This is a genomic window from Bradyrhizobium guangdongense (assembly GCF_004114975.1).
GTDB lineage: Bacteria > Pseudomonadota > Alphaproteobacteria > Rhizobiales > Xanthobacteraceae > Bradyrhizobium > Bradyrhizobium guangdongense.
Map to the genome: position 1 here is coordinate 2,260,390 of NZ_CP030051.1, position 12,929 is coordinate 2,273,318.

Annotated in this window: 11 protein-coding genes; 8 read left to right on the top strand and 3 right to left on the bottom strand. The window is 64.8% G+C overall.

What is annotated here, in order from left to right; all coding sequences use genetic code 11:
- Positions 1-24: 24 nt before the first annotated feature.
- Both glgA and glgC read right to left on the bottom strand, forming a co-directional pair.
- Positions 25-1,476: a glycogen synthase GlgA gene (gene glgA / locus X265_RS10795; protein ID WP_128964810.1), complete on the bottom strand. Its 1,452-nt coding sequence runs from the start codon at positions 1,474-1,476 to the stop codon at positions 25-27.
- Positions 1,473-2,735 (bottom strand): glucose-1-phosphate adenylyltransferase, encoded by a 1,263-nt coding sequence (gene glgC / locus X265_RS10800; protein WP_128964811.1) that lies wholly within the window; start codon positions 2,733-2,735, stop codon positions 1,473-1,475. Before glgC ends, glgA begins: the two co-directional genes overlap by 4 nt.
- Positions 2,736-3,092: 357 nt before the next feature.
- Here glgC and X265_RS10805 point away from each other — a divergent pair, with 357 nt between their 5' ends.
- From X265_RS10805 to X265_RS10820, 4 genes are all read left to right on the top strand, one after another.
- Positions 3,093-3,512: a hypothetical protein gene (locus X265_RS10805; protein WP_128964812.1), complete on the top strand. Its 420-nt coding sequence runs from the start codon at positions 3,093-3,095 to the stop codon at positions 3,510-3,512.
- 340 nt (positions 3,513-3,852) lie between these two features.
- Entirely contained in the window at positions 3,853-4,698 is an 846-nt protein-coding gene (locus X265_RS10810; RefSeq protein ID WP_128964813.1) for a CmcJ/NvfI family oxidoreductase, read from the top strand.
- A gap of 103 nt (positions 4,699-4,801) precedes the next feature.
- Positions 4,802-5,116 (top strand): septal ring lytic transglycosylase RlpA family protein, encoded by a 315-nt coding sequence (locus tag X265_RS10815; protein ID WP_128964814.1) that lies wholly within the window; start codon positions 4,802-4,804, stop codon positions 5,114-5,116.
- Positions 5,117-5,157: 41 nt separating this feature from the next.
- Positions 5,158-6,327 carry a Gfo/Idh/MocA family protein gene (locus tag X265_RS10820; protein WP_128964815.1) on the top strand — a complete coding sequence of 390 codons (1,170 nt, stop codon included), beginning with the start codon at positions 5,158-5,160 and terminating at the stop codon, positions 6,325-6,327.
- Between the two features lie 39 nt (positions 6,328-6,366).
- Here X265_RS10820 and X265_RS10825 read toward each other — a convergent pair whose 3' ends face one another.
- Positions 6,367-7,677 (bottom strand): ABC transporter substrate-binding protein, encoded by a 1,311-nt coding sequence (locus X265_RS10825; protein WP_128964816.1) that lies wholly within the window; start codon positions 7,675-7,677, stop codon positions 6,367-6,369.
- A 301-nt stretch (positions 7,678-7,978) separates the two neighbouring features.
- Between X265_RS10825 and X265_RS10830 the strand changes: the two genes are divergently transcribed.
- From X265_RS10830 to X265_RS10845, 4 genes are read left to right on the top strand one after another with little or no spacing between them, the layout of a single operon-like run.
- Positions 7,979-9,109: a sugar ABC transporter substrate-binding protein gene (locus X265_RS10830; RefSeq protein ID WP_128964817.1), complete on the top strand. Its 1,131-nt coding sequence runs from the start codon at positions 7,979-7,981 to the stop codon at positions 9,107-9,109.
- 55 nt (positions 9,110-9,164) lie between these two features.
- Positions 9,165-10,712: a sugar ABC transporter ATP-binding protein gene (locus X265_RS10835; RefSeq protein ID WP_128964818.1), complete on the top strand. Its 1,548-nt coding sequence runs from the start codon at positions 9,165-9,167 to the stop codon at positions 10,710-10,712.
- Entirely contained in the window at positions 10,705-11,817 is a 1,113-nt protein-coding gene (locus X265_RS10840; RefSeq protein WP_128964819.1) for an ABC transporter permease, read from the top strand. Before X265_RS10835 ends, X265_RS10840 begins: the two co-directional genes overlap by 8 nt.
- Positions 11,814-12,773, top strand: coding sequence for an ABC transporter permease (locus X265_RS10845; RefSeq protein WP_128964820.1), 960 nt, complete (start codon positions 11,814-11,816; stop codon positions 12,771-12,773). Before X265_RS10840 ends, X265_RS10845 begins: the two co-directional genes overlap by 4 nt.
- The last annotated feature ends 156 nt before the right edge of the window (positions 12,774-12,929 follow it).

The window sequence follows — 12,929 nt, forward strand, 5'->3', positions numbered from 1 at the left end:
CATGGATTCGATCGAGGTCATGTCTTAGGCGCGGCGGGATGCCATCAGGCCGCGGTAGAGCGCGGCGTACTCGCCGGCGCGGTTGCGCCAGGACACGTCGGTCGCAAGGCCGCTTCTTTGCAGCCGTCGCCAGGCCGCCTTGTCATGGAAGGCAGCATTCGCCTTGCGCAGGCTGCCGGCGAGGGCATCTGCCGTGACAGGGGCGAACTTGAAGCCGGTGGCCTCACGTCCGGCTTCGCCGATATCGACGATGGTGTCCTCGAGGCCGCCGACGCGGGAGACGATGGGGATCGCGCCATAGCGCAGGGCGCAGAGCTGGGTCAGCCCGCACGGCTCGAACCTGGAGGGCACCAGCAGCGCGTCGGAGCCGGCCTGGATCAGATGCGCCAGCACTTCGTCATAGCCGATCGTGACGCCGATCCGGCCCGGGTTGGCGCGCGCGGCGGCCTGATAGCGGTCCTGGAGATCGCGGTCGCCGCTGCCGAGCAATGCAAGCTGCATGCGCTGGTCCAGAATCGTCGGGATCGCTTCGAGCAGGAGGTCGAGCCCCTTCTGCCAGGACAGCCGGCTGATGACGCCAAGCAGCGGCGCTTCGTCGGAGGAATCGAGGTTGAACTGTTGCTGCAGCACCGCCTTGTTCGCGGCCCGGAACGCCAGGTCTTCGCTGCTGAAGCGGTAGGCGATGTGTGGATCGGTCTGCGGATTCCACACCTCGACGTCGATGCCATTGAGGATGCCGCTCAGCACGCTCGAGCGCTCGCGCAGCAGGCCGCCGAGCCCCATGCCGCCTTCGTCGCTCTGGATTTCATGCGCGTAGGTCGGCGACACCGTGGTGATGCGATCGGCGAGCTGCAGGCCGGCTTTCAGGAAACTGATGCCGCCGAAATATTCGAGGCCGTGGACGTCGAATGTGGCGTGGCTGGGCAGGCCGATCGCGCTCGCCAGCGAACGGTCGAACTTGCCCTGATAGGCCATGTTGTGAATGGTCATGACCGTGCCCGGTCGCGGTCCGCCGTCGTAGTGCAGATAGGCCGGCGCGAGTCCGCCCTGCCAGTCGTGGGCATGCACCACGTCAGGCACGAAAGCCGGGACCAGGCCGCGGCCGATGTCCGCCGCCACGCGCGACAGCGCCGCGAAGCGTACGCCATTGTCCGGCCAGTCGACGCCCTCGGCAGTGACGTAGGGATTGCCGGGCCGCGCATAGAGATGCGGCACGTCGAGCACGAACAGGTCGAGCCCGTCATGGGAGCCGGCGAGCAGGCGGCCGGAGCCGCCGAAATAGTCCGGCCAGCTCCGGAGTTCGGCCGCACCCGCGAGCCGCCGCATCACGTCGGGATAGCCAGGCATCAACGTGCGCATCTCGACGCCGTGCGCCTTCAGCGCAATCGGCAGCGCACCGGCGACGTCAGCGAGGCCGCCGGTCTTGATGATGGGGTAGACTTCAGAAGCGACCGCGAGGACGCGAACAGGCGTCATGTATTGAGCCTGTCGAGCATGGGCTGGGTGATCAGCGAGATCCCCTGCTCGGTGGTGCGGAAGCGCTTGGCGTCGAACTCGGGATCCTCGCCGACGACCAGCCCCTCGGGGATCTCGACGCCGCGGTCGATCACGACGTTCTTCAAGCGAGCGCCGCGTCCGACATTGACGTAAGGCATGATCACTGCGTTCTCGACATTGGCATAGGAGTTGATGCGCACGCCGGTGAACAGCAGCGAGCGGCGCAGCGACGCGCCGGAGATGATGCAGCCGCCCGAGACCAGAGAGCTCACGGCCTGGCCGCGCCGGCTCTCCTCGTCGTGGACGAATTTGGCGGGCGGCGTGATCTCCGCATAGGACCAGATCGGCCAGGCCCGGTCGAACAGATCGAGCTCCGGTACCACGTCGGTGAGGTCGATATTGGCCGCCCAATAGGCGTCCACCGTGCCGGCATCGCGCCAGTAGGCGCGGGGATCGTTGCCGGAGCGGACGCATGAGGTCGAGAACTGATGCGCGATGGCGCGACCGTTCTTGACGATGTAGGGGATGATGTCCTTGCCGAAATCGTGGTTGGAATTGGGATCCTCGGCGTCGCGCTTGAGCTCGTCGAACAGGAATTTCGCGTTGAACACGTAGATGCCCATGCTGGCGAGCGAGACGTCGGGCTTGCCCGGCATCGGCGGCGGATCCTTGGGCTTCTCGAGGAATTGCTTGATCCAGCCGTTCTCGTCGACATGCATGATGCCGAAGCCGGAAGACTCCTGGCGCGGCATTTCGAGGCAGCCGACCGTGACGTCGGCGCCGCTGTCGACGTGCTGGCGCAGCATCACCTCGTAGTCCATCTTGTAGATGTGGTCGCCCGCGAGCACCACGATGAAGCGGCAGGCGTGCGACTCGATGATGTCGATGTTCTGGTAGATGGCATCCGCCGTGCCGACATACCACATGTTCTCCGAGACGCGCTGGCTCGCAGGCAGGATATCGAAGCTCTCGTTGCGTTCGGGGCGGAAGAAGTTCCAGCCCATCTGCAGATGCCGGATCAGGCTGTGCGCCTTGTACTGGGTGGCGACCGCGATGCGGCGGATGCCGGAGTTCACCGCGTTGGACAGTGCGAAATCGATGATGCGGGATTTGCCGCCGAAATAGACCGCGGGCTTGGCGCGCCGGTCGGTCAGCTCCAGCAGCCGGCTGCCGCGTCCGCCGGCCAGGACAAATGCCAAGGCCTGGCGGGCAAGCGGCTCATTTCCGGCGGCACTCATGTCATCCTCCCCTTGTCTGGCGCAAGCCAATTTCGGCGTAAACCAAGGCCTTCGCGAAGTGCCTTCCGGCGCGCACCATTGGAACCGATAGTAACGGTACGAATAGGTAATCGGGAAGATGCTTGTTGGTTGCGAACGGATGGGAAGCTTAACGTTTTGCCGCGCCGCGCAGGGCCTCTCGCACCGTCGTCCTGACGTCACATCGCTGTGGCGGGACGTCCTCCGCCGATCACAATTGAGGCATGCGGGACGTCTTGTGCGTTGCACGCTCATCCCGGGCTTTGACATGGCGCAAGGATGCCCGATCATACGCCTGCGATGCTCTTCCGAACGAAACGTCAGACAGGGAGTAAGACGATGAGTATCTGGAAAACGGCAATTGCCTGCTCGCTGACGGTCGGTGTCATGGCCGGCCAGATCGGGCAGGCGGCAGCGGCGCCGATGCCGACCAATGTCGCGACCATGAAGGCTGCGGCCGGCGACGACGTCACGCAGGTGCATTGGCGCGGTGGCGGTTGGGGATGGGGGCTGGGCGGCTTCGCGGCCGGCGCCATCATCGGCAGCGCTATCGCCGGCGCGCCGTACGGCTATTATGGTGGGGGACCGTATTACGGCTACGGCTATCCGGGTTACGGCTATGGCTATGCGCCGGCCTATTACGGTTACGGCTACGGGCCCGTCTACCCTCGCTACTACCGGCCCTATCGTCCGTATTACGGCTATCGCTACGGCTATTACAGGCCGTACTACCGTCACTACTATCGCCGCTATTGGTGAACGCGAAGGCGGGCGAGGTCGTGATCGCGCGTCCGCGGGATTGCGGCCACGCATACGGTTTTCGCAAACGGGCTCGGGCTTAGCAGCGCACCACCATGGCGCGTCGAACACGGGTCGACGCGCTAACGGTGATGTACGGCGTCCGCGGCCTGAGGCCTCACAAGGCTCTCAAGCGTCCGTGAAGTGCACGGCGCCTATTCCAGCCCAATCGGCTTCGTCGACAGTTTCGTTCTGCATTTCCTACTGAGAACGACAGCCCCATTGCTATTTTGCGCTGCTCACTTGCGCCGCATCCTGCGCCCTCAAAGATCATCCCGACGACCACATCGGGAGACCGGCCATGGGCCTGCAAGAAACAAAAATCGAATCGCTTCCCTTCGTCACCGCTGAACTCAACTATCTCGCGCCTGTCTCGGGCAAACCGCGCACCTACGCCTTCGATCCGCCGCCGGGCGAACCCAAGAGCACCTCGCTGCCGGAGCCGCATCGGGTGCCGATCTTCGATGCGCGATTGATCGCGAGCAATCTCTCGCTCGATCGCGAGGGATTTGCGCTGGTGCGCCACCCGAGCCAGGTGAAGGATTTCTACAACGACGAGGAAATCCGCAGCGTCTATTATCCTGCCGTCGAAGCGTTCCTGCGCGCGACCTTGAAGGCCGATCGCGTTGTCATCTTCGACCACACCGTGCGCAAGCGCGTGGAGGGGGCTCCTGACATTCGCGGCGGAGGGCCGCGTCAGCCGGCAACGCGCGTGCATGTCGACCAGACCGTTGCCTCCGGCGCCAACCGCGTGCGCGAGCATCTGCCTGACGAGGCCGATGAACTGCTCAAGGGCCGCGTGCAGGTCATCAACCTCTGGCGGCCGATCCGCGGTCCGTTGCAGGACTCGCCCCTCGCGATGGCCGACGGCACGACCGTCGCGCCGGAGGATCTCGTCGCCTCCGACCTGATCTATCCCAATCGTCGCGGCGAGACCTATTCGGTGAGATACAATTCTGCTCACCGCTGGTTCTATTTTCCGGAGATGACGCCGGACGAGGCGCTGCTGCTGAAATGCTACGACTCGGCAACCGACGGCCGCACGCGCTTCGGGCCGCACACCGCCTTCGTCGATCCGACCACGCCCGCCGATGCGCCGCCGCGTGAAAGCATCGAGGTCCGCACACTGGTTTTTCACAAACAGTAACAATGTGTGATGGCACTGCCGTGCATCGCGCGGCAGCGTTATGGGAACCCAAGGGAACAAAGCAACGTTTGTAGCGCCGGGCGGGGCCAACCCGGAGCGTGCCGTGCGAGCGCAAACGATGCTATTCTCGTGCCTTGCAACGTTGTCCCTTTCATTTGTGTCCGGTGCCCAAGCAGAGAGTGGACTCGCCTCCTATTACGGTTACGGAAAAGCCGGCAAAGGCGGCGAGATGACGTGCGCCCACCGGACGCGTCCGTTCGGCAGTGTGCTCAAAGTGTCCTATGGCGGACGCTCGATCCAATGCCGCGTCAATGATCGCGGTCCCTTCATCCGCGGCCGCATCGTCGATCTGTCGGTGCCCGCCGCCCGCGCGCTCGGGATGATGAGCGCCGGCGTGGTGCGGGTCTCGGTGGAATAGCGCTCGCCTCGCGCTATAGTGCCGCTCAAAGAGAGGGCACCATGGCCAGGATCAGGGTCGGACTCGTCGGCTGCGGCTTCGTGTCGGAACTGCACATGTATGCGTTCCGGCGCGTCTACGGCGTGGACGTCGAGGTTGCGGCCGTTGCGGCGCGCGGCGAGCACGTGGTCGAATTCGCCGCCCGCCATGGCATTCCGCGCGTCTATCGCAGCTTCGCCGAACTGATCGGAGACGGTGCGCTTGATGTTGTCGACATCTGCACCCCGCCCAATCTCCATGCCGGGATGATCGTCGCCAGCATGCAGGCCGGCAAGCACGTCATCTGCGAAAAGCCCTTTGCCGGCTATTTCGGCCGTGGCGGCGACAGGCAGCCGATCGGCAAGCACGTGCCGAAGGCGCTGATGTACGAGCGCCTGCTCGAGGAGATGGACGCCACCCGCGCCGCGATCGAGCGCACCGGAAAACTCTTCATGTATGCCGAGGACTGGATCTACGCGCCCGCGGTGACCAAGATCGCCGAGATCCTCAAGGCGACGAAAGACAAGGTCCTGTTCATGAAGGGCGAGGAGAGCCATTCCGGCTCGCACGCGGCGCACGCCGCGCAATGGGCGATGACCGGCGGCGGCTCGTTGATCCGGATGGGGTGCCATCCGCTCTCGGCCGTGCTCTATCTCAAGCAGGTCGAGGCGCGCGCGCGAGGGGAGAAAATCCATGTCGCCAGCGTCACCGGCGATGTCGGCAACGTCACCGCCAGCCTCAAGCCGGAAGAGCGCAGCTACATCAAGGCCAATCCTGTCGATGTCGAGGACTGGGGCACGCTGACCGCGACCTTCTCCGACGGCACCAAGGCTACCGTGTTCTCCGGCGACATGATCATGGGCGGCGTGCGCAATCTGATCGAGACCTACACTTCGGGCGGCTCGCTGTTCGCCAACATCACGCCGAACAATCATCTGATGAGCTACCAGACCTCCGAGGACAAGCTCGCCTCGGTCTACATCACCGAAAAGGTCGATCGCAAAACCGGCTGGCAATATGTCTGCCTCGAGGAGGAGTGGACGCGCGGCTATCTCCAGGAGATTCAGGACTTCATGGAGTGCGCCGCGACCGGGCGACAGCCGCTATCAGACCTTGCGCTCGCCTACGAGACGATCAAGGTGAGCTATGCCGGCTATTGGGCGGCGGAGGAGGGACGGCGGGTGGTGCTGTAGGCGAGATCGCCACCGCGGGGAGAGGCGAAGGATCGCGCCTCACGCCCCGTAGGTCGATCCCTTCGGCAGCGGGAACACCGGGTCCTGCGTGCGGATGTTGGTCGGCCACACCACGGAGATGTGCTCGCCCGCGTTCTGCATCACCACCGGCGTCGAGCGCTCGTTCTGACCGGAGAGCGGCGTACCCGGCGGGAAGAACTTCACGCCGTAGCCTTGAATGGTGCCGCCGGCGGGAATGTCGACGTCCAGCGCGGCCTTGCGAATGGCGTCCGGCTCGAAGCTGCCGTACTTCTCCCTGGCCACCGGCAGCACGTTGTTGAGCAGCACCCAGGTCTGGTTGAAGCCCATCGAGCAGTGCGGCGGCACGTCGGTGGCGCCGGTCTTGGCCTTGTAGCGCGTGACCATCGCGTTGATCAGATCGCCCATCCCCGGCGCGAGCTTCGACGGATCGAGCAACTGTGCCGGCACCGGATCGATGTTGCAGAAATTGTCGATGTCGGCGCCGAAGGTCGCGCGCAGCTTGTCGAGCTGGCTGTAGCCGGCGCCGGCGCCGAACAGCATCTTGAACCGCAGGCCGCTCTCGCGCGCCTGGCGCAGGAACAGGGTGATGTCGGGGTTGTAGCCGGCATGCGAGATCACGTCGGCCTTGGCGCGCTTGAGCTTGGTCACGAGCACCGAAAGATCGGGAGCCGACGCCGAATAGCCCTCCTTCAGCACGATCTGAAGACCAGCTTCCTTGGCATAGGCCTCGTCGGCCGCAGCGACGCCGACGCCATAGGGCCCGTCCTCGTGGATCAGCGCGACCTTGACGTCCTTGGGCTCCATGCCGAGCTTGGCCTTGGCGTGCTCGGTGAGGAAGCCGGCGAACGCCTGGCCGTATTGGTCCGAGTGGATCTGCGCGCGAAACACATATTGCAGGTTCTTGTCCTTGAACACGGCGGTCGACACCGCAGTGGTGATCCAGAGGATCTTCTTCTGCTGCTCGACCTTCGCCGCCATCGGCACCGCATGCGCGCTGGAATAGACGCCGTTGATGATGTCGATCTTCTCCTGGCTGATCAGCCGCTCGGCCTCGTTGATGGCGACGTCGGCCTTGCTCTGGGAGTCCGCGGAGACAGGCACGATCTTGGTCTTGCCGCCAATGCCGCCCTTCTCGTTGACGAGATCAATGGCGATCTGCGCACCGACCGAGGAGGCGACCGAGCCGCCCGCGGCGAACGGTCCGGTGAGATCGTAGATCAGGCCGATGCGCAAATTCTCGGCTTGCGCCTGGGCCCGGGTCCAATCGAGGCTGAGTGTGGCGGCGGCAGCCGCCGTACCCTTCAGCAGCTGCCTGCGTGAAGTCGGCATCCTATCCTCCCTCCGATCAGTCGTTTGCGACTGGCGCTATTTTTTCGGAGAGTATTTGGAGCCCGTGCATGAAAGTCAACATGCGCCGCACCAGGAGGACGCGCCGCCAACTATGATCGCGCCGCATTTTTCCCTGAGTCTCATTCTTTTTGCGCCGCGCCGATCGGCCAACCGGCATTCGGCTTGTGCGCATCGGAGGCCGCATGCCATCCTATCGGCGCAAATTGCACGGGAAGGCCAATTCCCGGCTTGGCCATTGCGCCGCGTCAAGGGTGGAACACAAGAGCTCAGGAGAAGAGATATGGTGTGGACGCTTCGTTTTGCGGGGCTGGCTTGCGTCGGCCTGTTGCTGTCCTCGGTCAGTGCATTGGCAGGGCCGAAGGTCGTGTCCGGCCCGGGCGCCGATCCCGCATGCTTCAAGCCCTGGTCGTCCCAAACCAAGTTCTTCCAGTGGCCGAAGAAGACTGGCCCCTACAAGATCGCGCTCGTCAACGGCTTCGTCGGCAACACCTGGCGCATTCAGATGGTGAAGACCGCCAAGGCCTTCGCCGCGCAGCCGGGCATCAAGGAGAACATCAAGGAGTTCAAGGTCGTCTCGACCGGCACCGATGTTGCAGCGCAACTCGGCGCGATGGAGGACTTCATCAATCAGGGTTTTGACGCCATCGTCACCATCGCTGTGGCGCCTGACGGCTTCGACCGCATCATCCGCCTCGCCGACAAGAACAACGTCGTCGTGGTCCCCTTCGACAACGTCCTCGACACCGACAAGGTGATGATGGTCAACGAGGACCAGAAGGAAATGGGTCGCATGTCGGCGAAGTGGCTCATCGATGAAGGCGGCAAGAAGAGCGGTGACATCCTCGAGGTCCGCGGCCTGCCGGGCAATTCGGTCGACCGCGACCGCCATCTCGGCTTCCGCGAGGTCATGGAAGCGCCGGGCAACAGCTTCAAGATCACCGAAGTGGTGGGCAATTGGGACACCGGCACCTCGCAGAAGGTGACGGCGGACGCGCTCGCCGTGCACGGTCATTTCGACGGCATCTTCACGCAGGGCGGCTCCGACGGCACGGTCCAGGCCTTGATGGCGGCCAAGCACCCCTTCGTGCCGATGTCGGGCGAGGGCGAGAACGAGTATCGCAAGCAGATCGCCGACCACGCCAAGGACGGGCTGAAGGGGATGTCTTACGGCCAGTCGCCGGCGCTGGTCGCGATCGCCACCAAGGCGGCGATCTCGGCGCTGCAGGGCAACGTGATGCCGCAGCTGATCTCGATCCCGATTCCGGTTGCGACCTACAAGGACCTCAAGCCCGGTGTGAACTACTGGCCGGACCTCAACGCCAACTTCTTCGCGCCGAACCAGTTCACGCCCTGCGGCGTCAACTTCACGGCGCCGGAGATCATGTCGCAGAGCGAAAAGAACACGCAGTGAGGATGTTACGATTGCGGCCCGGCTCTCGCCGGGCCGCCGCTGCGTGAGCCCCGCCATGTCGGATGCTGCCCTGACTCAACCTGCCTTTCTCACGCTATCGGGAATCTCCAAGCGCTACGCGGGTGTGCGCGCGCTCGAAGGCGTCGACTTCGCCTGCGAGCGCGGCAAGATCCATGCGGTACTGGGCGAGAACGGCGCCGGCAAGTCGACGCTGATCAAGATCATCGCCGGCGTCGTCCAGCCCGATAGCGGCACCATGCGGCTCGGCGGAAGCGAGGTGAGCTTTGCGACGCCGGCCGCGGCGAACGCGGCCGGCGTCGTCTGCATCTTCCAGGAGCTGTCGCTGATGCCCGACCTCTCGGTCGCGGACAACATCTCGATCGCATCGCCGCCGCGACGCTTCGGCCTGATCGACGCGCGGGCGCAGCGCCGCCGCGCCGAACAGTTGCTGGCCGAGATCGGCTGCGAGGACGTCAATCCGTTGATGCGCGTGCGCGACCTGCCGCTGTCGCGCCGCCAAGTGGTGGAGATCGCCAAGGCGCTCGGCAAGAAGCCGCAGCTGCTGATCCTCGACGAAGCCACATCCGCGCTCACCAGTGCCGACGTCGAGAAGGTGTACGCGATGCTGGCGCGGCTCAAGGCCGAGGGCGTTGCCATTCTCTACATCTCGCACCGCATGCACGAGGTCGAGGCGCTGGCCGACCGCGCCTCCGTGTTCCGCAACGGGCGCCACATCGAGACCTTCGACAAGGGCAGGCGCTCGACCGCCGATATCGTTCAGCTCATGATCGGGCGCGACATCGCGGCCCAGTATCCGCCCAAGCCCGTGCGGGAAGCGCCGAAACCGATGCTCGATATCGAGAACCTGAGCTGGGACAGGCGCCTTGATCGCATCTCGCTCCGCGTCGGCGCCGGCGAGATCGTCGGCCTCGGCGGGCTCGACGGCCAGGGCCAGAAGTCCCTGCTGCTGGCGCTGTTCGGCGTGCTGCGCGGCGTCTCCGGGCAGATCACCGTCGGGGGCCGCGAGGTACGGCCGGGTTCACCCGCGGCGGCGAAGTCGGTCGGCATCGCGCTGGTGCCGGAAGATCGCAAGACCGAAGGCCTGATGCTGCCGATGTCGATCGCGGACAATCTGGTGATCGCCTCGCTCGATGCGATATCGAGGGGACCTCTGGTCGACCGCGCGCGCGAGAGCGAGGCCATCAAGCGCGCCATCGCGCGGCTGCAGATCAAGATCGGCGCCCCCGGCGATGCGGTCTCCACGCTCTCGGGCGGCAACCAGCAGAAGGTCGTCCTCGCCAAATGGCTGATGACCGATCCGCGGATCATCCTGCTCAACGATCCCACACGCGGCATCGACGTCGGCACCAAGCAGGAGCTGTATCGGCTGATGCGCGAGCTCGCCGACCAGGGCGCCGCCATCCTGTTCTATTCGACAGATTATGACGAGCTCATCGGCTGCTGCGACCGGGTGGCGATCATGTATGACGGGCGCATCGTGCGCGAACTCCAGGGTGACGAGCTCACCGAGACCAACATCATCGCGAGCGCGCTGAACATCGAAGCGGCGACGCCGGACGTTCCCGGAGCCGCCCATGCTTGACGATATCGCCATCAGGCTTCGGCAGAACATCGGCATCGTCACCGCCGTCTTGCTGTTCGCGATTCTCTATCTGCTCTACAATCTCGCCCACCCCAGGGGCTTCTCGTCGGCGGTTCTGGTGCAGAACGGGGACGAGATTTTTGCGCTCGCCATGCTGGCGATGGCCCAGACCGTGCCGGTGCTGGCGTCGGGGCTCGATCTCTCCGTGGGCGCCGTCATGACGATGGTGGGATGTTTCGCAAGCTATCTGCTCACGGGCGCGGCGGACGGCACGGCGCTGCATCTCGACATCTTCGGCCTTCAGCTCGGCCTCGGCACTTTTCCCGGCGGGGTGAGCGGCATCCTGCTCGGGATCATCGTGTGCCTCGCGACCGGCGCGCTGGCCGGCTTCATCAACGGCTGCATCGTCGTCTACGGGCGCATCCAGCCGATCATCGCGACGCTTGCAACCGGTGCGGTCTATATCGGCATCGCGCTGTTCCTGCGGCCGACGCCGGGTGGCAAGATCGACGAGGATCTCAACTGGGCGATGACCAATTCGCTCGGAGACTTCGCCGCGACCGTCCACATCTTCGATGACGGCGCCGCGAGCTGGTTTGCGCCGGTAGCCTGGATCCCGGTGCCGTTCGTGCTGCTGATCCTGATCGCGCTCTTGGTCTGGGTGCCGTTTCGCCGCTCCGTGCTCGGCCGCGCCGTCTATGCGGTCGGCTCGGCCGAGGGCGCCGCCTACATGTCCGGCCTGCCCATCGACCGCGCCAAGATTGCGGCCTTCACGCTGGCCGGCTTCTTTGCCGGCTGTGGCGGCCTGTTTCTCGCCATCCAGACATCATCAGGCAATGCCGATATCCCGCAGGCCGGCGCCTATACGCTCAACTCCATCGCCTCCGTCGTCATCGGCGGAACATCGCTGCTCGGGGGCACCGGCAGCGCGATCGGCTCGATTTTCGGCGCCATGGTGCTGCGCGTCATCTCGTTCTTCTTCCGCATCTTCGACATCGCGCCACTGTTGCAGCCGCTGTTCGAGGGCCTGATCCTGCTCGCGGCGGTCAGCATCGGCGCGCTCGGCGTCCTGCGCGTCAAGAATACGCTGGAGCTGTTTCGATGAGTTCGGCCTCCCTCAGTCTCTCGCGCGACGACCGCCCGATCCTGATCGCGGCCCTGTTCATCCTCGTCATCCTCGTCGCCGGCACGGTCTACACCTTTGCCCGCTTCGGCAGTGCGCCGCTGTTATCGCCGACCTATCTGTTGCAGCAGCTTCAGATCGGCGCCTTCCTCGGCATCGTCTCCGCCGGGATGATGATGGTGATCCTGATCGCCCAGATCGACCTGTCGGTGCCCTGGACGCTCGCCGCGGCCGCGATGATGGCGACGTCGGTCGGCGGACCGCTCGCCATTCCGGTCGGGCTCGGCGTTGGGCTGCTGGTCGGTCTCATCAACGGCATCGGGGTTGCGTATTTGCGCGTGCCCTCGATGATCTTCACCCTCGGCGTCAACGCGGTGATGCGCGGCCTGATGGTCGCGCATACCGGCGGCTACGCCCCGCAGACCGCCGCGACCGATTTGATGCGAATGCTGGCCGGCGACCGCACGCTCGGCATCCCCAATGCCTTGTTCGTCTGGGCGGCCGTGTCCGTGCTGGTCGCAATCATGCTCCAGCGCACGGCGCTCGGCCGTTACGTCTATGCCATCGGCAACAAGGAGGCGGCCGCGTATCTCGCCGGCGTCGATACCCGCCGCATCACCGTGGTCTGCTTCGTCTTGTGCGGCGTTGCTGCTGCGCTCGCCGGCGTCCTGCTCGCAGGCTATTCCACCAAGGCCTATCAGGGCATGGGCGATGCCTATCTGCTGCCGTCGATCGCGGCGGTGGTGATCGGCGGCACCAACATCCTCGGTGGCCGGGGCCGCTATCTCGGCACGCTGATCGGCGTCGTGCTGATCGTGCTGCTCAACAGCGTGTTGTCGATCATGGACATGCCCGAGGCCGGCCGCCAGGTGATCTACGGCCTCGTCATCATCTTCATGCTGCTGGTGTACGGGCGCGGCGAGCGGGTCACGAGTTAGGACGTCGACTCGTCATCCCAAAATCGCGGTCCGTTCGCTGCCCTGCGCTCTGGTCCCGACTCTGCCGCTTTCCAGATGTAATTGAGGCTGCCAAATCTTGCCGACGACGCCTTCAGAGGGGCGTCACGAGGCAAGCGCTGTTGCATCTCTGGAGTG